Raw genomic sequence first — 20,892 nt, 5'->3', positions numbered from 1 at the left:
ATGAGCGATCTGTCTCAGGCCCGCACGCGTGCGGTGAAAAGCCCCTCGGGGCGGAAACGGATGAGCACGACGATGGCGAGCAGCACGATCGCCTTGGCCACCGTGTCGTTCTGCAGGAACGCAATGCCGCCGGAGAGCTCGCCGAGGATGAAGGCGCTCGCCACGGTGCCGGCGAGGCTCTGCACGCCGCCGAGCACGACCACCATGAAGGCATCGACCACATAGCCGGTGCCCATATCGGGCGACACGCTCTTGAGCGGCGACACCAGCGCGCCGGCCAGTCCGGCCAGTCCCGCGCCATAGGCGAAAGTCAGCGCATAGACCCGTTTCGCGTTGATGCCGAACGAGGCGGCGACGGAACGGTCCTGGATGATCGCGCGCAACTTCATTCCGACCGTGGTGCGGTTCATCAGCAACCAGGTCGCGACGAACAGTGCGATCGACACCACGAACAGGAACACCCGATAGGACGATACCGAGATGCCGAACACGTCCATGCTGTCTGACAGCGCCGGCGGCAGCTGCACGTAGCGCAGTTCGCTGCCGACCATCAGCCGCACCGCCTGCTGCAGCATGATGCCGACGCCCCAGGTCGCAAGAATCGTGTCCAGCGGTCGGTTGTTGAGCAGGCTCAGGACATAACGCTCGATGACCCAGCCGAACGCGGCGACCACGAGGAAGATCGGCACCAGGCTCGCCAGCAGGCCGAGCCCCAGATAAGTATGGAACACCCAGGCCGCGTAGGCGCCGAGCATCACGAACTCGCCATGGGCGAGATTGATGATGCCCATCGAGCCGTAGATGATCGACAGGCCCAGCGCGACCAGCAGCAGGATAGATCCGATGCTGAGGCCGGTGACGATTTGTTCGATGAATTGGTCCACGTCGGGATCCGCTTTCGATGTTCGTCTTGTGCGCCCTGCCCCTCGCACCCGTTCGTGCGAGAGGCCGCATTCGTTCGGGACGCTGGCCGCCGGCGCCGCACGCCGACGGCCTTCGTCAGCCCCCGTCGTCAGCTCTTCTCGACCAGGCCCTTCTCGGTGCATGACTGCCCGGGATAGGCCGCGTAAGGCACCGGCTTCAGCCACTCCTTGGCCTCGACCAGAATCTCGAACTGTCCGTTCGACTTCGCCTGCGCGATCTTGGGCCACAGCCAGGTGTGCAGGTTCTCCGGCTCGATCCGGACCTTGCCCTGCGGTGCAATCACTTCCTGGCCCTTGACCGCGTCGCGGATATTCGGCGGTGTGAGGTCGCTGGTCGCGAGCTTCTCGACCGCCTGCTTGAACAGGTAGGTCTGGAAGTAGCAGGCCTCCGACACGAAATGCGTCACCTTGTCGGCGCCCCAGCGCTTCTTGTAGGCCTCGACGAACTTCTCGTTCTCCGGCGACTTGTGCACCATGAAGTAAGGCGCCGAGGTGAAGTGACCGGCGGCCGCCTCGCCGCCCATCGCAGCGACTTCGTTCTCGGAGGTCGTCAGGCTCGCCATCGGCATCTTCTCGGGATCGAGGCCGGCCGCCTTGTACTGACGATGCAGCGCGACCACGGAATCGCCGACCACGGTGGAGAAGATCACGTTCGGCTGCGTCGCGCGGATCTTGTTGATGACGGAAGAGAATTCGGAATGGCCGAGCGGCACATATTCTTCCGCCACAACCTCGCCGCCGAGTTTCTCAAGCAGCTTCTTGCAGTAGTTGTTCTCTTCCTTCGGATAGATGTAGTTGGAGCCGATCAGGTAGAACTTCTTGCCGAACTTCTTGACCAGCCAGGGCACGAACTCGTCCTGCTGCTGGTTCGGCACCGCGCCGGTGTAGATGACGTTCTTCGAGCACTCGCGGCCTTCATAGAGCGTCGGATACCAATAGAGATTGTTCTGCCGCTCGAACACCGGGAGCACCGCCTTGCGGCTCGCCGAGGTGTAGGAGCCGAACACACTGACGCATTTGTCGCCGACGACGAGCTTGCGGGCCTTCTCCGAGAAGGTCGCCGGATCGGACGCGGGGTCCTCGACGATCGGCACGATCTTGCTGCCCTTGATGCCGCCTGCGGCGTTGATCTCCTCGATGGCGAGCAGCGTCGCCTTGTTGAGCGATTCCTCGATGATCGCGGTCGTTCCGGTCAGCGAGAACAGCACGCCGACCTTGATCTCGCCGCCGGCGGCGTAAGCGAGGTCGGCGTTCTTGATCCAGATGTGCGGCAGTCCGGCGCCGGCAAACGCGCCAAGCGCCGCGGTATTCCTCAGCAAAGTCCGCCGTGAAATGCTCATCCCTAGCTCCCTTCAGGACTGAAAAAACAAAAAAGCCCTCCCGATGCGCGCTTACGCGAGCATTGGGAGGGCTTTGTTGCCGGTTGTGTCGAAAGCGGCGCTGTCGCCGCCGGCCCCGCTATTGGGGCTTACTGTTGATGATCGTAGCCAAGCAGTTCGAACGAGTCAACAATCGCCGCGGCGACTGCACTTGCCGACACGCGACGATCCATCGCCTGTCGTCTGATGAAGCCATAGGCCTCGGTTTCCGGCATCTGCCGCGTCGCCATCAGGATCGCCTTGGCGCGCTCCACCGTGCGCATCGAGCGCAGATTGTCGTCGAGCTTCTCGATCTTGCTGCGAAGCCGCCGTTCATAACCAAATTGACTGCGCGCCAGCACGAGGCTGGACAGCACTGCATTCTGCGTGAACGGCCGCGGCAGAACGGCGTTCGGCGTCGCATGACACAGCGCATCGGCGTGAACGGTTTCCGTCGCCGGCAGGATCACAACCAGCGCCGAGCGCGCATCGCCGGGAATCCACGGCAGGCGCCGCGCCAGGTCAGGAGAATATTCGCAGTACACTACGTCGGCATCGGCCGGCACGCTCTCCGGCATCGGCCAGACCTGCCGCACCCGCATCCGGAACCGCTGCAACTCGCGCAGCAACATGCCGACCTGATCGTCGACCGGCGCGACCACCACCGCCGACAGATCGGCAAGTTCCTGAACCATGGTCTTGCGTCCGCCGACGTCTCGGCTCAGCGACGGCTTACGCGACATTTCGTTCATTGGACGGTTCCTGTTTGCGTTGCACGACCATATCCGATCAGGAACGGATCCGCATGCACCGGCTCCTTCGACTGGCTGACGACATCGAACTGCCCTTGGCGGTTGGCGCGCCCGATGCGGGTCCAGAGGTCGGTATGACCCGACATCGGGTTGACGGTGACCGCACCTTGCGGTGCATCAAAGCTGGTGCCGAACACCATCGAGCGGAGCACTTCAGTGTCGAGCGAATTGACCTGCTCCAGCGCTTTGGCAAACAGATGCAGCTGGAAGTACGACGCCTCGGCGCACATGTTGGTCGAGATATCGGCGCCGAACCGCTTCTTGAAGCGCTGCACAAACGCATTGTTGGCGCTACCCTCGACGCCCTGGAAGTACGATGCCGCCGTGACATGTCCCTCGCCGACGTCGAAGCCCATGGCGGCGATTTCGGCTTCCGTCGTGGTCAGGCTGGCGATCGGCACCTGTCTTGGATCGAGCCCGACATTGGCATAGGCCTGATAGAGGAACACCGTGCCCTCGCCAACGACGGTCGAGAAGATCACGTCGGGCCTGACACGCTTGATATCCTGGATGATCGGCACAAAATCCTGCCAGCGCGCATAGACATTGACATAGCGCTCGCCAACGACCGAGCCGCCATTGCTCTTGAGCAGCTCCCGCATCACCCGGTTGGACTCGCGCGGATAGATGTAGTCCGACCCCACGAAATAGAACCGTGTTCCGAACGTATCCATCAAATAGCGGCACAGCGCGAGGCTGTTCTGGTTGGGCGAGGCGCCGGTGTAGATGACGTTGGGCGACGCCTCGAACCCTTCGTAAAGCGTCGGATACCAGAGCAGACCGTTCAGGCGTTCGACCACCGGCAGCACCGCCTTGCGGCTCGACGAGGTGTAGCAGCCGAAGATCGTGCTGACCTGATCCTCGATCATCAGCCGCTTGGCGTAATGGCCATAGGCGGCCGAGTCCGATCCGGGGTCATAGGCAACGGGAACCAGCTCGCGGCCGCAGACGCCGCCCGCTTCATTCACCTCTTCGATCGCGAGTTGCGTGCCCTGATACTGGGTCTCCTCGATGACCGACATGAAGCCGGTTCGCGAGAACAGCACTCCTATCCGCCAAGGAGCGGATGTCGTTTGGGTAAGGTTCGACATGATCAGGCCCTCGACAGAATTGGAGGGACGAGAGGGATTATTGTTCTTGTTGCTCTCGAACAGCATTGCCGGCTGCGGAAGATTGCATGCCATCTGCCGCGAGACAAGGACCCTGGCCGCTCATCCTGTCAGCGAAGCTGACGCGAAAGCAGGCAGACTAATGTGTCACCCGCGACGGATCACAGGTGCAGCGCTCCACGGGCCACCTATCTCCGGTAGCTGCACCACCGATTTCCCGTATCAAGGCATGTCCGGCCGGTCACGTCGCGTACATCAACCGGAAGGTTGAGAGCTGCGACGAGATTGCTCGTTAACCTGCGCCCCGATCGGGAGATGTCGCTGAACCCGCGAACAAGTCCCGATCAGGAGTCCCCTCAGCGCAGGCTGGGCAGATCGAGCCCGTTGGCGCGGGCGCATTCGATCGCCGTGTCATAGCCGGCGTCGGCGTGGCGCATGACGCCCGTCGCCGGGTCGTTCCACAGCACACGCTCGAGCCGGCGCGCCGCCTCCGGCGTGCCGTCAGCGACGATCACCATGCCGGCGTGCTGCGAATAGCCGATGCCGACGCCGCCACCGTGATGCAGCGACACCCAGGTGGCGCCGCTCGCGCAGTTGAGCAAAGCATTGAGCAGCGGCCAGTCGGACACCGCGTCGGAGCCGTCGCGCATCGCCTCGGTCTCGCGGTTCGGGCTCGCCACCGAGCCGCTGTCGAGATGATCGCGCCCGATCACGATCGGCGCCTTGAGCTCGCCGCGAGCCACCATCTCGTTGAAGGCAAGGCCAAGCCGATGGCGGTCGCCGAGCCCGACCCAGCAAATTCGCGCCGGCAGCCCCTGAAACTTGATGCGCGCCTTGGCCATGTCGAGCCAGTTGTGCAGATGGCTGTCGTTGGGCATCAGCTCCTTGACCTTGGCATCGGTCCTGAAGATGTCCTCGGGATCGCCCGACAGCGCCGCCCAGCGGAACGGTCCCACGCCGCGACAAAACAGCGGGCGGATATAGGCCGGAACGAAGCCCGGAAAGTCGAACGCCTGCTTCAGGCCCATGTCCTTGGCCATCTGCCGGATGTTGTTGCCGTAATCGAGCGTCGGGATTCCCTGCGCGTGGAAATCCAGCATGGCCTGGACGTGATCGACCATCGAGGTCTTGGCTGCCGTCTCAACGGCCTTCGGCTCGGCCGCGCGCCGCGACTCCCATTCGGCGAGCGTCCACCCCTTGGGCAAATAGCCGTTGATCGGATCATGCGCGCTGGTCTGGTCGGTGACGATGTCGGGCCGCACGCCGCGGCGCACCAGCTCGGGAAAGATCTCGGCTGCATTACCGAGCAGGCCGACCGACACCGGCCTATGGGTCTTGGCCGCTTCGGCAATGATCGTCAGCGCTTCATCGAGCGTCGTCGCCTGGCGGTCGAGATAACCCGTGCGTAGCCGCATCTCGATGCGGCTCGGCTGGCATTCGACCGCGAGCATCGAGGCACCGGCCATGGTCGCGGCCAGTGGCTGGGCGCCGCCCATGCCGCCGAGACCCGCCGTCAGGATCCATTTGCCGGCGAGACTGCCGCCATAATGCCGGCGGCCGACCTCGACGAACGTCTCATAGGTCCCCTGCACGATCCCCTGGCTGCCGATATAGATCCATGAGCCTGCCGTCATCTGGCCGAACATCATCAGGCCCTGCCGGTCGAGCTCGTTGAAATGATCGAGCGTCGCCCAATGCGGCACCAGGTTGGAATTCGCGATCAGGACGCGCGGCGCGTCGGCATGGGTCCGGAAAATGCCGACCGGCTTGCCGGACTGCACCAGCAGCGTCTGGTCGCCTTCGAGCGTGCGCAACGAGGCGGCAATCCGGTCAAAGCTCTCCCAGTCGCGCGCCGCACGGCCGATACCGCCATAGACCACGAGCTCGCTCGGGCGCTCGGCGACATCAGGGTCCAGATTGTTCATCAGCATGCGCAGCGGTGCTTCCGTCAGCCAGCTCTTGGCGCTGATGTCGGTGCCGCGGGGTGCACGGATGATGCGTTCGTTATCCAGTCGGCGGTTCATGACGGATGTCCCTGCTAAGCAAGTCTTCTAAGTCAGAGTCTTCTAAGTCAGTCTTGGAAATGGATCGCTCGGAAGCACCGCGATCGCGGCGGCGGGCAACGCGTCGGCTTCGATCAGCGAAGCGGCCCGCGCGAGATCGTCGGCCATGTAGCGGTCGGCGGCGAGTGCGGGAACGTGCTGCCGCAGCGCGGCAATGACCGCCGCGAGCGGTGCGCTGGTCGCATGCGGCGCGCGTAGCGTGATGCCCTGCGCGGCGACCAGCAGCTCGATGCCGAGGATGGCGGCGAGATTGTCGGCCATGTCCGACAGCCGGCGCGCGGCATGGGCGGCCATCGAGACGTGATCCTCCTGATTGGCACTGGTCGGCGTGGAATCGATCGAGCAAGGCAATGCACGCTGCTTGTTCTCGGCATAGAGCGCCGCGGCCGTCACCTCGGCGATCATGAACCCGGAGTTGATGCCGGGTTCGGGCGTCAGGAACGGCGGCAGGCCGAAGTTCAAGGCGGGATCGACGAGGGTCGCGATCCGGCGCTCGCTGGTCGCGCCGATCTCCGCGAGCGCCAGCGCGATCTGGTCGGCGGCGAACGCCACCGGCTCAGCGTGGAAATTGCCGCCTGACACGATCTCGCCGGTCTCCACCAGCACCAGCGGGTTGTCCGTCACGGCATTGGCCTCAATCGTCAGCCCGCGCGCAGCCTGCGCGAGCAGGTCGAGCACAGCGCCCGCGACCTGCGGCTGGCAGCGCAGGCAATACGGATCCTGCACGCGCTCGTCGCCTTCGAGATGCGATTGCCTGATGTCGCTGCCGTCGAGCAGTGCGGTCAAGGCAGCGGCCGCGGCGATCTGCCCATCATGGCCGCGCAAGGATTGAATCTCTGGGCGAAACGGCACCGTCGACGCCATCGCCGCATCGACCGACAACGCACCGGTCACCAGCGCGGCACACGCCAGGCGATGCGCACGCAGCAGGCCGGAGATGGCATAGGCGGTGGAAAACTGCGTGCCGTTGATCAGCGCCAGTCCCTCCTTGGGACCGAGCGTCAGCGGCGCGAGGCCGGCAGCCGCAAGCGCTTCGCGGCCCGGCACGATCTTGCCATCAAGGAATGCCTGCCCCTCCCCGATCATGACCGCGGTCATATGAGCGAGCGGCGCGAGATCGCCGGAGGCACCGACCGAGCCCTGCTGCGGCACCAGCGGAGTGACGCCGTGCGCCAGCATGCCCTGCAACTGCTCGATCACCTCGCGGCGCACGCCGGACGCGCCGCGACCGAGCGAAATCACTTTCAACGCCATCATCAGGCGCACGATCGGCTCGGTCGTAGCAGGACCAACTCCGCAGCAATGCGACAGGATGAGGTTGCGCTGAAGCAGCGCGGTTTGATCAGGCGCGATGCGCGTCGATGCCAACTTCCCGAAGCCGGTATTGATGCCGTACACGGGAATGTCGATGCGCGCGGCCTTCGCCACGATCTCCGCGGCCGCCTCGACGCGCGGCCAGCACGATGGATCGAGCACGATGGGCGCGCCGTCGAGCACGCGCGCCAGGACGTCGAGGCCGACGGTTCCGGGCGTCACGACGACAGGCGCATCCCGATCGTTCATTGCCCCCTCCACACCCGGCTGTGCAGCGGGTTGAAGCCGATGCGGTAGACCAGTTCGGCCGGACGCTCGATGTCCCAGATCGCCAGATCGCACCACTTGCCGGCCTCTAACGTGCCGGTCTCGGCGAGCATGCCGAGCGCACGCGCGCCTTCCCGCGTCACCCCTGTGAGGCATTCGGCGACCGTCATCCGGAACAGCGTTGCACCCATGTTCATCGCCAGCAGCAGCGAGGTGAGCGGCGAGCTGCCCGGATTGCAATCGGTCGCCAGCGCCATGTTCACTCCGTGGCTACGAAACAGCTCGACCGGCGGCTTGTGCGTCTCACGAATGAAATAGAACGCGCCGGGCAGCAGGACCGCGACGGTGCCGGCCTTCGCCATCGCCACGGCGCCAGCTTCGTCGGTGTGCTCGAGATGATCGGCTGAGAGTGCCGAAAATTTTGCGGCCAGCGCCGCGCCGCCGAGATTGGACAGCTGATCCGCATGCAGCTTGACGGGCAGTCCCAAAGCGCGCGCCGCCTCGAACACCCGTGCCGTCTGCTCTCCGGAAAACGCGATCCCCTCCATAAAGCCGTCGACGGCATCGGCAAGGCCGGCCTTGGCCACGGCCGGCAGCATCTCGTTGCAGACCAGATCGATGTAACCGTCCTTGTCGCCATTGGACTCCAGCGGCAGCGCATGCGCTCCGAGGAACGACGTGCGGATCGCAACCTGCCGCAGGCGGGCGAGGCTGCGTGCCGCCGCAAGCTGCCGCATCTCGGTCTCGGCATTGAGGCCATAGCCGGACTTGATCTCGACCGTTGTTGCGCCCTCGCCGATCAGCGCGTCGAGCCGCGGCAGCGCGCCGGCGACGAGCTCCGCCTCGGTCGCGCTGCGCGTCGCCGCGACGGTCGAGACGATGCCGCCGCCTGCGCGCGCGATCTCCTCATAGCTTGCGCCCTTCAGGCGCAGCTCGAACTCGTGCGCGCGGTTGCCGCCGAAGACGAGATGGGTGTGGCAATCGACAAGTCCGGGCGTGATCCAGCGGCCGGCGCAATCGATCCGTTCAACGGCGTCCGCATCCACGGGAAAATCCGACTGCACGCCGGCATAGACGATGCGGCCGTCGCGCGCCGCGATCAGCCCCCGCTCGATCTCGCCGAGATCGGTGCGGTCGCTGCGCATCGTGGCGAGCCGGGCGTTGTGCCAGATACGGTCGAAGCGCTCTGCCATGCGATCGTCCCCTCGATGTGGGATGCTTGACTTATATGTCTAGACATATAATCGTGTCCGGGTTCTGTCCAGCCGGCGTGGAAAAATGACACGACTGCATTTCGCATTCGCGCTGCTGCCTTCGGGCTGGGCCAATGACGTGCAGGTCGTCGTTGCCGATGGCGCGATCGCCACGGTGACGGCGGGCGTCGCGCCTGCCGCCGGCGACGAACGTCACCAACTGGCGGTTCCGGGATTGGCGAGCCTGCACAGCCACGCCTTTCAACGCGGCATGGCCGGCCTCGCCGAACTGCGCGGCGACACGACCGATACGTTCTGGACCTGGCGCGAGACGATGTATCGCTTCGCGCTGACCATGACACCGGACGACGTCGCCGCCGTTGCCACCCTGCTTTATGTCGAGATGCTCGAACGCGGCTTTACCCGCGTCGGCGAGTTCCACTATCTGCACCATGATCGCGACGGCGCGCCCTACGCCAATCCCGCCGAGATGGCCGTGCGCATCGCAGAGGCCGCCGGCGCCTCCGGCATCGGGCTCACGCTGCTGCCGAGCTTCTATGCCCACAGCACATTCGGCGGCGCCGCACCGCATGCCGGGCAGCGCCGCTTCATTTGCTCGGTCGATCAGTTCGCCGCGCTGATCACTGCCTCGCACGAGGCAATCCGAGATCTACCTGGCGCCAACATCGGCATCGCTCCGCATAGCCTGCGGGCAACAGCGCCCGACGAGCTCGAAGCGATCATTCCGCTTGCCAAGGCGGACCCGATCCACATCCATGCCGCCGAACAGGTGCGCGAGGTGGAAGATTGCCTCGCCTGGTCGGGACAGCGGCCGGTGCAATGGCTGCTCGAACATGCCCCCGTCGATCAGCGGTGGTGCCTGATTCACGCGACCCACATGACGGAGCAGGAAGTCACGGCGCTCGCGCGCAGCGGCGCGGTTGCCGGCCTCTGCCCCATCACCGAAGCAAGTCTCGGCGACGGCATCTTTTCCCGCGCGCGAATTCCTCGCGGCGGGCGGCCGGTTCGGCATCGGAACCGATTCCAACGTGCTGGTCGGGGTCGCCGACGAACTGCGTCAGCTCGAATACGGCCAGCGGCTGAAGCACCGCGAGCGCAACGTGCTCTCGGGGCGTCCCGGCGCATCCACCGGCCGCGCCCTGTTCGATCAGGCGCTCGCGGGCGGCGCGCAGGCTCTGGCACAGACCAAGGCTAGGCTCGCGCCCGGCGCGCGCGCCGACATCGTCAGCCTCGACACCGCGCATCCGTCGCTGGCGGGACGGTCGGGCGATGCGGTTCTCGATGGCTGGCTGTTTGCAACTGGCAGCGACGCGATCGACTGCGTCTGGGCCGGCGGTGACAAGGTGGTCGCGGGCGGACGGCACCGGCTGCGCGACAAGGCGCGCGAGCGGTTCAATGCAAGCGTGCGGAGGCTCGTCGCATGAGTCTCGAGCAGGCCAAGCCGAATGCAGCCGGCAAGCCGACGCTCTACAAGCGGATCCGGCTCGACATCGAGACCCGGATCCTGACCGGCGAATGGCCGCCCGGGCATCGCATCCCGTTCGAGCACCAATTGATGGCACGCTATCGCTGCTCGCGCATGACGGTGAACAAGGCGTTGTCGGAACTGGCGCAGGCCGATTTGATCGAGCGGCGGCGCCGTGCCGGCAGCTTCGTGCGCCGTCCACAGCATCTGTCCGCGGTGCTCAAGATCGCCGACATCCGCGCCGAGATCACCGCGCTCGGCCGCAGCTATGGCTATCAGCTGATCGATTGCCGGCGCCGTACCGCGACATCAGCCGATCGCGCCCGGCTCGGCATGGACAAGGCCGGCAAGGTGGTCGCGATCGCCTGCCGGCACAGCGCCGACAATGTGCCGTTCGCCGTCGAGGACAGGCTGATCGATCTCTGCACGGTTCCGGAGGCTGCCACCGCGGACTTCGCCCGCGAGCCGCCGGGGTCGTGGCTGCTGCATCACGTGCCGTGGACCGAAGCCGAGCATACGATCAGCGCCGTCGTCGCCGACGATCGCACGGCCGCGGCGCTCGACATCGCGGTCGGCGCGCCCTGTCTCGTGATCGACCGCTACACCTGGCGCAGCGCGCGCACGGTGACGGCGGTGCGGCTGCATTATCCGGGCGAGACGCATCGCCTGGTGGCCCGCTTCAAGGGAGGCTGAGGGCAGCTTGCGCGGCATATTTCATGCAATGCATCATGGGCCATCGTCCGCCGACATGCTTCATGCGGCAATCCGCCGCGACTGACGTGAAGAGATCAACTGGGTTCAATCCATCGTTCAAGGGGTCGATAATCATGCGTTCCTTCAAGCTATTGCCCGCAATCGCAGTGTTGCTCGCGTCCACCGCCGCGTCAGCGGATGACGTCAAGGTCGGCGTCGGCATCTCCGGATGGACCGGCTTCGCGCCGCTGACGCTCGCCAAGGAGGCCGGCATCTTCAAGAAGAACGGCCTCGACGTGACCTTGAAGAAGATCCCGCAGAAGGACCGCCATCTCGCGATCGCCTCGGGCGACATCCAGTGCGCGGCGACGACGGTCGAGACCTGGATCTCCTGGAACGCCAACGGCGTCGCGACCAAGCAGATCTTCCAGCTCGACAAGAGCTATGGCGCCGACGGCATGGCCGTGCGCAACGACGTCGCCGCGATCAAGGACCTCAAGGGCAAGACCGTCGCCGCATCGGCGCCGGGCACCTCGCCCTATTTCGCGCTGGCCTGGATGCTGAAGAAGAACGGCCTCACGGTGAAAGACGTCACCGTGGTGAATCTGGAGCCTGCCGCCGCGGCGCAGGCTTTCGTCTCCGGCCAGAACGATGCCGCGATGACCTACGAGCCCTATCTGTCGACGGTGCGCGCCGCTCCCGACAAGGGCAAGATCATCGCGACCACGCTCGACTATCCGATCGTGATGGACACCTTCGGCTGCACGCCGAAATTCCTCAGCGACAATCCGAAGGCGGCGCAGGCGCTGGCCGACAGCTATTTCGAGGCGCTCGACATGATCGCCAAGGACCAGGCCAAGTCCTACGAGATCATGGGCGCTGACGTGAAGCAGAGCGGCGAGCAGTTCGGCAACTCGGCAAGGTACCTGCGCTGGCAGGACAAGGCCGCCAACCAGAAATTCTTCGCCGGCGACTTCCTCACCTTCAACAAGGACGCTGCTGAGTTGCTGCTCGAGGTCGGCATCATCAAGGCCGCGCCGAAGGTCGAGGACATCTACGACGCAAGCTTCATCAAGTAACGCAGCAACCATTTCGGCCGGTCCGGTCTCGCGACACAGCGGGCGGGACCGGCGCATAAGATACGCCCGGATCAATTGATGCGTCCTCTCGAGCCCACGACATCGAAGCAGCGCGTGGCCTATGGCCTCGCCTTCTTCGTGCTGTTCGTCGCCCTCTGGTCCTGGGCCACGTTCGGCGGCCATGTGTCGAAGACTTTCCTCGCCAACCCGCTGACGATGGTGCAGGAAGGCTATGAGCTGCTCGCCAAGCAAGGCTTTCTGTTCGACATCGGGATGACGATCTGGCGCGTGATCGGCGGGTTTGTGCTTGCTGCCATCATCGCGGTGCCGCTCGGCGTGCTGATGGGAGCCTACAAGCCAATCGAGGCCTTTCTCGAGCCGTTTGTGTCCTTTGCGCGCTATCTGCCGGCATCCGCCTTCATCCCGCTGCTGATCCTGTGGGCGGGCATCGGCGAGTTGCAGAAGCTGCTTGTGATCTTCATCGGCGCGGTGTTTCAGATCATCCTGATGGTGGCGGTCACCGTCGGTGCCACCAGGCGCGACCTGGTGGAGGCCGCCTATACGCTGGGCGCCCGCGACCGCGGCATCATCCGCCGCGTATTGCTGCCGTCTGCCGCGCCCGAGATCGCTGAAATCCTCAGGCTGGTGCTGGGCTGGGCCTGGACCTACGTCATCGTGGCCGAATTGATCGGCTCGTCGTCGGGCATCGGGCACATGATCACCGACAGCCAGGCGCTGCTCAATACCGGCCAGATCATCTTCGGCATCATCGTGATCGGGCTGATCGGCCTGATTTCCGATTTCCTGTTCAAGGCGTTCAACGCCTGGCTGTTCCCGTGGAAGCTCGCATGACCGCGCTCAGGATCGATCAGGTCTCGCGAACCTTCCCCGCCCGTGCCGGTAACGCGCCGACGAGAGCGCTCGAGCCGACCACGCTCGATGTCGGCGACAACGACTTCGTCACCATTCTCGGCCCCTCCGGCTGCGGGAAGTCCACCCTGCTCCGGATCATCGCCGGGCTCGATCGGCCGACCAGCGGGCGCGTCACGCTCGACGGGCGCGAGGTCACCGGCCCCGGCGCCGACCGCGGTATGGTGTTTCAGTCCTACACCCTGTTTCCTTGGCTGACGGTGCGCGAGAACATCGCCTTCGGCCTGCGCGAGCGCGGCGTGTCGCAAGCGGAGCGCCATAAGATCGCCGATGCGTTCATCCGCCGGGTCGGGCTATCGGGCTTCGAAAATCACTCGCCCAAGCAGCTGTCGGGCGGCATGCAGCAGCGCACCGCGATCGCCCGCGCGCTAGCCAACGATCCAAAGATCCTGCTGCTCGACGAGCCGTTCGGCGCGCTCGACAACCAGACCCGCGCGCTGATGCAGGAGATGCTGCTCGGGATCTGGGAGCGCGACCAGAAGACGGTGCTGTTCGTCACCCACGACATCGAGGAAGCGATCTTCCTCGGCAGCCGCGTCATCGTCATGAGCGCGCGGCCCGGCCGCATCAAGGCCGAGATCGCGGTCGACCTGCCGCATCCGCGCTCCTACAAGATCAAGACCACGCCTGAATTCGTCGCCCTGAAGGAGCGGCTGGTCGAGGAGATCCGCACCGAGGCCCTGAAGGTCGCTGAGCAAGCTTGACGACCAGCCACACTTTCTAGAGCCTTTCCCGTTCCGATTGAATCGGGATCGGGCTCCAGACTTTTGTTTGACGCGTTTTCTTAACGCGAACCGGTATCCACTTCGCTCGAAAACGCTTCTAGTGGCTGATCATCCAGGGCCGCGCGGTCGGAAAGCCCTTGGCGCCGCTCTTGGTCTTGGTCATCAGCCGCGCCGGCTTCTTCTTTCCCGTTGTCGAGCAGCAGCCGCAGCCCGGGCCATGCGCGGCCTTGTACTGGTCGAGCGTCTTCGGCGCGTGCCGGCTCTGCTCGTTGGTGGCATGCGCCTTGCGCTTGTCCGAGGGCATGCAGAAGAACGCCGGTGCGGTCAGGATCACGCGCGGCGACGTCGTCTCGCATTGCGGGCAGTCCTGCGGCAGGTCGCATTCCGCCATCGGCCGCATGTCGGTGAAAGGACCACAATCGTTGCAGAGATATTCGTAGATCGGCATTTCCTTAATCCTTGCGCAGTCGTATGTGACGTCTGGCGGCGGGTGCGGGGCGGCCAATACGCAGCCGTCCCGCACCCTTCGCGCAGGGATCGCCTAAAGGATCACTTGTCGGGCGAGATCGGCATCTGCACGTCGCCCTTGATGTGCTTGATCGGTCCCGCCGACGACGGCATCACGTCGAAGTCGAAGATCTCCGTCGGCAGCCACAGCGTGGCGCAGGCATTGGGCACGTCGACCACGCCGGAGATGTGGCCCTGGCACGGCGCGGTGCCGAGGATCGAATAGGCCTGGGCGCCGGAATAGCCGAACTTCTTCAGATACTCGATCGCGTTCAGGCAGGCCTGGCGATAGGCGATGTGGACGTCGAGATAATGCTGCTTGCCGGCCTCGTCGACCGAGATACCCTCGAAGATCAGATAGTCCTTGTAGTTCGGCGTGATCGGGGACGGCTTGAACACGGGGTTCTTGATACCGTATTTCGAGACGCCGTCCTTGATGACATCGACCTTGATGTGCAGCCAGCCGGCCATTTCGATGGCGCCGCAGAAGGTGATCTCGCCGTCGCCCTGGCTGAAATGCAGATCGCCCATCGAGAGCCCGCCGCCCGGCACATAGACCGGGAAATAGATCTTCGAGCCGCGCGACAGATCCTTGATGTCGCAATTGCCGCCATGCTCGCGCGGCGGCACGGTGCGCGCGCCCTCGAGGCCGATCTTCGCCTTGACGTCGCCCTTGGCCTGGCCGGCATGGGCGGTCGGCGCGAACGGCGGATTGGCGAGGCCCGGCACCCGGGTCGGGTTGGTCGCGATCAGCTCGGCCTCGCGCTTGTTCCAGGCCGCCAGCATCTTGGCATCGGGCAGACAGCCGATCAGGCCGGGATGGATCAGGCCGGCGAAGTTGACGCCGGGGACGTGGCGCGACGAGGTGTAGAGGCCCTTGATGTCCCAGATCGACTTCTGCGCCAGCGGGAAATGGTCGGTAAGGAAGCCGCCGCCATTCTGCTTGGAGAAGAAGCCGTTGAAGCCCCACAGGCTCTCCTTCAACGGACCAACGTCAAGCAGGTCGACGACGAGGAGGTCGCCGGGCTCAGCGCCCTTGACGCCGATCGGCCCGGACAGGAAGTGCACGATCGACAGATCGATGTCGCGCACGTCGTCGGCGGAATCGTTGTTCTTGATGAAGCCGCCGGTCCAGTCGACGGTCTCGATGATGAAATCGTCGCCGGGGCTGACCCACTCGACGATCGGAACCTCCGGATGCCAGCGGTTATGGATCTTGTCGTTTTCATAGGCCGACTTGCTGAGATCGACCTTGATCAGTGTATCTGGCATCGCATTGCTCCCCTTCGGTTACTGGTGGTTACACAGACAGATATTTCGAGATCTGCGCGGCATCGACGCTGGCGCGCGGATCGTCGCGGACGATCTCGCCGTTCTCGATGACGAGCACGCGGTCGGCGATGTCGAGCGCGAAGCTCAAGACCTGCTCGGAGACGACGATCGACAATCCCCGCTGATCGCGGATCCGCTTCAGGGTGCGCGCCATGTCCTTGATGATCGACGGCTGGATGCCTTCGGTCGGCTCGTCGAGCAGCAGCACCTTGGGCTTGGTCGCCAGCGCGCGGGCGATCGCGAGCTGCTGCTGTTGTCCGCCCGAGAGATTGCCGCCGCGGCGGCCCTTCATCTCGAGCAGCACCGGAAACAGTTCGTAGATATCGCCGGGCACCTCGGAGCCACCTGACACCACGAGGCCGGTCTCGATGTTCTCCTTGACAGTCATGGTGGAGAAGATCATGCGGCCCTGTGGGACGTAGGCGAGGCCCTTCGCCACCCGCTCGTAGCTCTTCATCGCGCCGAGCTCGGTGCCGTCCATGGTCACCTTGCCGCTCTTGGCCGGCAGGATGCCCATCAGCGACTTCATCAGCGTGGTCTTGCCCATGCCGTTGCGGCCCATGATCGCGACGATCTCGTTGGGCGCGACCGAGACGTTGAGGCCGTGCAGCACCTCGCTCTGGCCATAGGCAACGTGAAGATCATTGATTGCCAGCATCGTCCCAGTTCCTCAGTGGCCCAAATACACTTCGATGACTTTCGGATCGTTCTTGACGTGCTCCATCGTCCCCTCGGACAGGATCTGTCCCTGGTGCAGCACGATGACCTTGTGCGCGATGTCCTCGACGAACTTCATGTCGTGCTCGATCACCAGCACCGAACGGTCCTTGATGATGCGGTTGAGCAGCTCGGCGGTCTTGGCGCGCTCGGACACGCTCATGCCGGCGACCGGCTCGTCGAGCATCAAGAGGTCCGGATCCTGGATCAGCAGCATGCCGATCTCGAGCCACTGCTTCTGGCCGTGGCTGAGCTGGTCGGCAAAGGTATTGAGCTTGTCCTTCAGGAAGATCATCTCGGCGACCTCCTCGACCCGCTGCTTGACGGTGTCGTCGCGCTGGAAGGTCAGCGAGCCAAACACGGTGCGGCCGCGCGGAAAGGAAATCTCGAGGTTCTCGAACACGGTGAGATCCTCGAACACCGACGGCGTCTGGAACTTGCGCCCTACCCCAGCCTGCACGATCTCGTTCTCGCGCAACCTGGTCAGCTCCTGGCCGCGGAACTGGATCGAGCCTGACGTCGCCCTTGTCTTGCCGCAGATCAGGTCGAGCACCGTGGTCTTGCCGGCGCCGTTCGGGCCGATGATGACGCGGATCTCGTTCTCCTCGACATAGAAGGAGAGATCGTTCACGGCCTTGAAGCCGTCAAAGGAGACGGTGAGACCGGAGACCGCGAGCAGGAAGTCCTTGGGCTGATGGCCGACGAGCATGATGATCCCTCCTCACTCGGCCGGTGCGCCGTCGGCGATCAGGCCGGCCGCCGATTTCGATTTGCGTGATGCCAACAGGCGATCGATGCGCGGCTGGACGTGGTCAACCCAGATGCCGGAGAGCCCGTTCGGGAAAGCGAGCACGACCGCGATGAACAGCGCGCCGAGACCGAACAGCCAGAGCTGGGGAAAGGACTCCGAGAGGCTGGTCTTGGCGAAATTGACCAGCAGCGCACCCCAGACTGCGCCGAAGATCGACATCCGGCCGCCGACCGCGGTGTAGATCACCATTTCGATCGACGGCACGATGCCGACGAAGGACGGCGACATGAAGCCGACCTCGAGCGTGAACATGGCGCCGCCGATCGCAGCGAACACCGCCGCGGCGCAGAACGCGAAGATCTTGAAGTTGGCGACGCTGTAACCGGAGAAACGCACGCGATCCTCCTGCTCTCTCATCGCCACCAGGATGCGCCCGAGTTTTGTCAGGCGGATGAACTGCGCGGCGCAGATGCAGCCGAACAACAATACCACCTCCACGAAATAGAGGATGTACTTGGCGTGATCGGTCCGGATATCCCAGCCGTGCAGCGTTCGCAGATCGGTGATCCCGTTGATGCCGCCTGTGTAGCCCTGCTGGCCCACGATCAGGATGGTCATGATCGCGGCGATCGCCTGCGTGATGATCGCGAAGTAGACGCCACCGACCCGACGCTTGAACATCGCAGCGCCGATGATGAAGGAGAAGATCGCCGGCACCAGAATGATCGCGATCAGCGCCACCGGGAAACTGTGAAATGGCTTCCAGAAGAAGGGCAGCGAGGTGAGCTGGTTCCAGTCCATGAAATCGGGGATACCCGGCGTCGACTGGATCTTGGTGTTCGCAACTGAAGACGCCTCGAGCTTGAGGTACATCGCCATGCAGTAGCCGCCGAGGCCGAAGAACACGCCCTGCCCGAGGCTCAGGATGCCGCCATAGCCCCAGCACAGCACGAGGCCGATCCCGACGAAGGCATAGGTCAAATATTTGGCGACCAGGTTGAGGCGGAAGATATCGAGCGATAGCGGCAGGATGAGAAACAGCAGTACCGCGAGCGCAAGGAAGCCGAGCAGTTCGGAGCGATTGAAAAAGCGCGAGTTGATGATCATGACCAGCCTGCTTGTTCTTATTTGCGGACCTTGAGCGCGAAGAGCCCCTGCGGACGCACCATCAGGATCGCGACGATCGTCAGCAGCGTGATCACCTTGGCCATCGATCCCGACAGGAAGAATTCCAGCGTCGATTGGGTCTGCGAGATCGAGAAGGCGGAGGCGATGGTGCCGAACAGCGAAGCGGCGCCGCCGAACACGACGACCAGGAAGGTGTCGACGATGTAGAGCTGGCCGGCAGTCGGTCCGGTCGAGCCGATCATGGTGAAGGCAGAGCCGGCGATCCCGGCGATGCCGCAACCCAGGCCAAAAGTGTAACGATCGACCTTCTCGGTATTGATGCCGACGGCGCCCGCCATCACGCGGTTCTGCACCACGGCGCGTACCTGCTTGCCCCAGCTCGACCAGAACAGCACGTAGGCGACCGCGATCGTGATCAGGATGGTCAGCGCCATCACGAACATGCCGTTGATCGGGATCTGAATGGAGTCGGTCGCCTGCCAGGAGCCCATCATCCATTCCGGCAGTTCGACGCCGACCTCGCGCGCGCCGAAGATCGAGCGATAGGCCTGTTGCAAGATCAGGCTGAGGCCCCAGGTCGCCAGCAGCGTGTCGAGCGGACGCTTGTAGAGATGGCGTATCAGCGCCCATTCGACCAGCATGCCGAGCGCGCCGGAGGCGATGAAAGCCAGGATCATCGCGATGAAGAAGTAACCGGGGAACAGCCAGGGCGCGGCATGCTGCACGGCGTTCGACGTCATCCAGGTGACGTAGGCGCCGAGGATCATGAACTCGCCATGGGCCATGTTGATGACGCCCATCTGGCCGAAGATGATGGCAAGCCCCAGCGCCATCAGAACATAGACGGAGAACAGGATGAGCCCGGCAAATCCCTGCATCGCAAGGATGGCGCCGAGATCGCTGATCGAATAGTCGCCGAACATGATGTCCTCCAGTCCAAGGGGCACGCGCCGCCGGTCAAGCGACGCTCGTTCCGCGGCGCGGACGACGACGTCCACGCCGCGATGCGTTGTGGAGCTTCGTAGCCCGGGTGAGCGGTAGCGATACCTGGGACGGTCCCGCACATCGCTCCGCTCATGCGGGCTACTGGCTCACTGGTAACCCTTGGGGAACGGATTCGGCTCGACGAGATCGGCGGTCTCGTAGATCAGCTCATACTGTCCATCGGCCTTGGCGCGCCCGACCCGGGTCTTCGACCACAGGTGATGGTTCTCGTGGATCCGGACGTAACCTTCCGGCGCGCCCTTGAACTCGACGCCGGGCGACGCCGCCGCGATCTTGTCGATGTCGAAGGAGCCGGCCTTCTCCACCGTCAACTTCCACAGCCACGGACCGAGATAGGCAGCCTGGGTGACGTCTCCGATCACGGTCTTCTCGCCCCACATCTTCTTGAAGGCGGGCACGAAGGCCTTGTTGTTCGGATTGTCGAGCGACTGGAAGTACTTCATGCAGGCATAGGCGCCGGCGATGTTCTCGCCGCCGATACCGTCGATCTCGTCCTCGGTGACCGAGATCGTGAGCAGCGTCTGCTTGGACAGGTCGATGCCGGCCGCCTTGAGCTGCTTGTAGAATGCGACGTTGGAGCCGCCGACGATGATCGCGTAGATCACGTCCGGCTTGGTCAGCTTGATCTTGTTGATGACCGAATTGAACTGGGTCGAGCCGAGCGGGAAGTATTCCTCGCCGACCACCTTGCAGCCTTGCAGATGGTTCTCGATGTGCTTGCGCGCGATCTTGTTCGAGGTGCGCGGCCAGATGTAGTCCGAGCCGAGCAGGTAGAAGCTCTTGGCGCCCTTGGTCTTGTTGACCCAGTCGAGACCGGCAATGATCTGCTGGGTCGCCTCCTGGCCGGTGTAGATGACATTCTTGGACTGCTCGAGGCCTTCATAGAAGGTCGGGTAATACAGCATGCCGTTGTACTGCTCGAACACCGGCAGCACCGCCTTGCGCGAGGCCGAGGTCCAGCAGCCCATCACCGCCGCGCATTTGTCGTTGACCAGCAGCTTCTTGGCCTTTTCCGCGAAGGTCGGCCAGTCGCTGGCGCCGTCTTCCTGGATGAACTTGATCTTGCGGCCGAGCACGCCGCCGGCGGCGTTGATCTGCTCGATCGCGAGCTTCTCGGCCTCGACCGACCCGGTCTCGGAGATCGCCATGGTACCGGTCACCGAATGCAGGATGCCGACCGTGACCTCGCTATCGGTGACTGCAAGACCCGTGGTGTTGACCGCAGAGGTTGCGGGAACGTCGGCAAATGCGGGACGGCCCAGCATCGACATGGCCGGCAAAGCGGCCATTCCCATCAAGAGCTTGCGGCGGAGCGGAGACGGCAGTCCTGGTTTTGTATCGTCTGACATGAGCACCCCATTGGTTCGAGAACGCTTATTGATGAGGCTAGGATTGCTCACTTTTGTGCAGCGCACTGATACGTGAGATCGCGTATACTGCACCGCAAAATAGCGACGTAGGTTTTTGGTACGGGATTTGCCCGCGATCAGCGCATCGTGG

At 64.0% G+C, this 20,892-nt stretch carries 18 protein-coding genes and 1 pseudogene; 5 read left to right on the top strand and 14 right to left on the bottom strand.

Going from position 1 to position 20,892, the window contains the following annotated elements; all coding sequences use genetic code 11:
• Positions 1 to 14: 14 nt before the first annotated feature.
• The 7 genes from urtB (ACVWYP_RS20375) to hutI form a co-directional block, all read right to left on the bottom strand.
• Positions 15 to 884: an urea ABC transporter permease subunit UrtB gene (gene urtB / locus ACVWYP_RS20375; RefSeq protein ID WP_028345137.1), complete on the bottom strand. Its 870-nt coding sequence runs from the start codon at positions 882 to 884 to the stop codon at positions 15 to 17.
• Between the two features lie 128 nt (positions 885 to 1,012).
• On the bottom strand, positions 1,013 to 2,263 hold the full coding sequence (locus ACVWYP_RS20370) for a transporter substrate-binding domain-containing protein (protein ID WP_035634274.1): 1,251 nt from the start codon (positions 2,261 to 2,263) through the stop codon (positions 1,013 to 1,015).
• 128 nt (positions 2,264 to 2,391) lie between these two features.
• Positions 2,392 to 3,033, bottom strand: a complete 642-nt coding sequence (locus ACVWYP_RS20365) for an ANTAR domain-containing response regulator (RefSeq protein WP_016845707.1) — start codon at positions 3,031 to 3,033, stop codon at positions 2,392 to 2,394.
• Positions 3,030 to 4,184, bottom strand: a complete 1,155-nt coding sequence (locus tag ACVWYP_RS20360) for a transporter substrate-binding domain-containing protein (protein WP_035634392.1) — start codon at positions 4,182 to 4,184, stop codon at positions 3,030 to 3,032. The genes ACVWYP_RS20365 and ACVWYP_RS20360 overlap by 4 nt, the downstream gene beginning before the upstream one ends.
• A 374-nt stretch (positions 4,185 to 4,558) precedes the next feature.
• Positions 4,559 to 6,226, bottom strand: coding sequence for a urocanate hydratase (gene hutU, locus ACVWYP_RS20355; RefSeq protein WP_028345140.1), 1,668 nt, complete (start codon positions 6,224 to 6,226; stop codon positions 4,559 to 4,561).
• A 42-nt stretch (positions 6,227 to 6,268) separates the two neighbouring features.
• Positions 6,269 to 7,828, bottom strand: a complete 1,560-nt coding sequence (hutH, locus tag ACVWYP_RS20350) for a histidine ammonia-lyase (protein WP_304499564.1) — start codon at positions 7,826 to 7,828, stop codon at positions 6,269 to 6,271.
• Positions 7,825 to 9,039, bottom strand: coding sequence for an imidazolonepropionase (gene hutI, locus ACVWYP_RS20345; protein WP_304499563.1), 1,215 nt, complete (start codon positions 9,037 to 9,039; stop codon positions 7,825 to 7,827). Before hutI ends, hutH begins: the two co-directional genes overlap by 4 nt.
• An 85-nt stretch (positions 9,040 to 9,124) precedes the next feature.
• Between hutI and ACVWYP_RS20340 the strand changes: the two are divergent.
• The 5 genes and pseudogenes from ACVWYP_RS20340 (at position 9,125) to ACVWYP_RS20320 (ending at position 13,931) form a co-directional block, all read left to right on the top strand.
• A pseudogene (locus tag ACVWYP_RS20340) lies at positions 9,125 to 10,484 on the top strand (formimidoylglutamate deiminase).
• Positions 10,481 to 11,218, top strand: a complete 738-nt coding sequence (hutC, locus tag ACVWYP_RS20335) for a histidine utilization repressor (RefSeq protein ID WP_304499561.1) — start codon at positions 10,481 to 10,483, stop codon at positions 11,216 to 11,218. The pseudogene ACVWYP_RS20340 and the gene hutC overlap by 4 nt, the downstream one beginning before the upstream one ends.
• A 134-nt stretch (positions 11,219 to 11,352) precedes the next feature.
• Complete coding sequence (locus tag ACVWYP_RS20330; protein ID WP_304499560.1) at positions 11,353 to 12,297, top strand: ABC transporter substrate-binding protein; 945 nt, start codon at positions 11,353 to 11,355, stop codon at positions 12,295 to 12,297.
• Positions 12,298 to 12,375: 78 nt separating this feature from the next.
• The gene (locus ACVWYP_RS20325; RefSeq protein WP_212054984.1) at positions 12,376 to 13,149 is read left to right on the top strand and encodes an ABC transporter permease; all 774 of its coding nucleotides are present in this window, start codon (positions 12,376 to 12,378) and stop codon (positions 13,147 to 13,149) included.
• Positions 13,146 to 13,931, top strand: a complete 786-nt coding sequence (locus ACVWYP_RS20320; protein WP_304499559.1) for an ABC transporter ATP-binding protein — start codon at positions 13,146 to 13,148, stop codon at positions 13,929 to 13,931. The genes ACVWYP_RS20325 and ACVWYP_RS20320 overlap by 4 nt, the downstream gene beginning before the upstream one ends.
• 118 nt (positions 13,932 to 14,049) lie before the next feature.
• Here the strand turns inward: ACVWYP_RS20320 and ACVWYP_RS20315 are convergent, their stop codons facing one another.
• The 7 genes from ACVWYP_RS20315 to urtA all read right to left on the bottom strand — a co-directional run bounded on the left by ACVWYP_RS20315 (position 14,050) and on the right by urtA (position 20,741).
• On the bottom strand, positions 14,050 to 14,400 hold the full coding sequence (locus ACVWYP_RS20315; protein ID WP_166203954.1) for an FmdB family zinc ribbon protein: 351 nt from the start codon (positions 14,398 to 14,400) through the stop codon (positions 14,050 to 14,052).
• A 101-nt stretch (positions 14,401 to 14,501) separates the two neighbouring features.
• Positions 14,502 to 15,731: a formamidase gene (gene fmdA, locus ACVWYP_RS20310; RefSeq protein WP_050386953.1), complete on the bottom strand. Its 1,230-nt coding sequence runs from the start codon at positions 15,729 to 15,731 to the stop codon at positions 14,502 to 14,504.
• A gap of 28 nt (positions 15,732 to 15,759) precedes the next feature.
• Positions 15,760 to 16,449, bottom strand: a complete 690-nt coding sequence (urtE, locus tag ACVWYP_RS20305; RefSeq protein ID WP_304499558.1) for an urea ABC transporter ATP-binding subunit UrtE — start codon at positions 16,447 to 16,449, stop codon at positions 15,760 to 15,762.
• Between the two features lie 12 nt (positions 16,450 to 16,461).
• Complete coding sequence (gene urtD / locus ACVWYP_RS20300) at positions 16,462 to 17,217, bottom strand: urea ABC transporter ATP-binding protein UrtD (protein WP_304499557.1); 756 nt, start codon at positions 17,215 to 17,217, stop codon at positions 16,462 to 16,464.
• A 12-nt stretch (positions 17,218 to 17,229) separates the two neighbouring features.
• Entirely contained in the window at positions 17,230 to 18,366 is a 1,137-nt protein-coding gene (urtC, locus tag ACVWYP_RS20295; protein ID WP_304499556.1) for an urea ABC transporter permease subunit UrtC, read from the bottom strand.
• Positions 18,367 to 18,383: 17 nt separating this feature from the next.
• Positions 18,384 to 19,310: an urea ABC transporter permease subunit UrtB gene (gene urtB / locus ACVWYP_RS20290; protein ID WP_304499555.1), complete on the bottom strand. Its 927-nt coding sequence runs from the start codon at positions 19,308 to 19,310 to the stop codon at positions 18,384 to 18,386.
• Between the two features lie 168 nt (positions 19,311 to 19,478).
• Positions 19,479 to 20,741: an urea ABC transporter substrate-binding protein gene (gene urtA, locus ACVWYP_RS20285; RefSeq protein ID WP_304499554.1), complete on the bottom strand. Its 1,263-nt coding sequence runs from the start codon at positions 20,739 to 20,741 to the stop codon at positions 19,479 to 19,481.
• Positions 20,742 to 20,892: the final 151 nt, after the last annotated feature.

The sequence above is a fragment of the Bradyrhizobium sp. USDA 3262 genome (genome assembly GCF_054060035.1).
The sequence above is the reverse complement of the archived record's forward strand: the minus strand, read 5'-3'. Positions and strand labels throughout refer to the sequence as shown.

Coding starts and splice junctions, on each gene's coding strand:
- fmdA (WP_050386953.1), bottom strand. CDS start 15,731: ATGCCAGATACACTGATCAAGGTCGATCTCAGCAAGTCGGCCTATGAA.
- ACVWYP_RS20315 (WP_166203954.1), bottom strand. CDS start 14,400: ATGCCGATCTACGAATATCTCTGCAACGATTGTGGTCCTTTCACCGAC.
- hutC (WP_304499561.1), top strand. CDS start 10,481: ATGAGTCTCGAGCAGGCCAAGCCGAATGCAGCCGGCAAGCCGACGCTC.
- ACVWYP_RS20320 (WP_304499559.1), top strand. CDS start 13,146: ATGACCGCGCTCAGGATCGATCAGGTCTCGCGAACCTTCCCCGCCCGT.
- ACVWYP_RS20330 (WP_304499560.1), top strand. CDS start 11,353: ATGCGTTCCTTCAAGCTATTGCCCGCAATCGCAGTGTTGCTCGCGTCC.
- urtC (WP_304499556.1), bottom strand. CDS start 18,366: ATGATCATCAACTCGCGCTTTTTCAATCGCTCCGAACTGCTCGGCTTC.
- urtE (WP_304499558.1), bottom strand. CDS start 16,449: ATGCTGGCAATCAATGATCTTCACGTTGCCTATGGCCAGAGCGAGGTG.
- ACVWYP_RS20365 (WP_016845707.1), bottom strand. CDS start 3,033: ATGAACGAAATGTCGCGTAAGCCGTCGCTGAGCCGAGACGTCGGCGGA.
- urtD (WP_304499557.1), bottom strand. CDS start 17,217: ATGCTCGTCGGCCATCAGCCCAAGGACTTCCTGCTCGCGGTCTCCGGT.
- ACVWYP_RS20325 (WP_212054984.1), top strand. CDS start 12,376: ATGCGTCCTCTCGAGCCCACGACATCGAAGCAGCGCGTGGCCTATGGC.
- hutI (WP_304499563.1), bottom strand. CDS start 9,039: ATGGCAGAGCGCTTCGACCGTATCTGGCACAACGCCCGGCTCGCCACG.
- ACVWYP_RS20370 (WP_035634274.1), bottom strand. CDS start 2,263: ATGAGCATTTCACGGCGGACTTTGCTGAGGAATACCGCGGCGCTTGGC.
- ACVWYP_RS20360 (WP_035634392.1), bottom strand. CDS start 4,184: ATGTCGAACCTTACCCAAACGACATCCGCTCCTTGGCGGATAGGAGTG.
- urtA (WP_304499554.1), bottom strand. CDS start 20,741: ATGTCAGACGATACAAAACCAGGACTGCCGTCTCCGCTCCGCCGCAAG.
- urtB (WP_304499555.1), bottom strand. CDS start 19,310: ATGTTCGGCGACTATTCGATCAGCGATCTCGGCGCCATCCTTGCGATG.
- hutH (WP_304499564.1), bottom strand. CDS start 7,828: ATGAACGATCGGGATGCGCCTGTCGTCGTGACGCCCGGAACCGTCGGC.
- hutU (WP_028345140.1), bottom strand. CDS start 6,226: ATGAACCGCCGACTGGATAACGAACGCATCATCCGTGCACCCCGCGGC.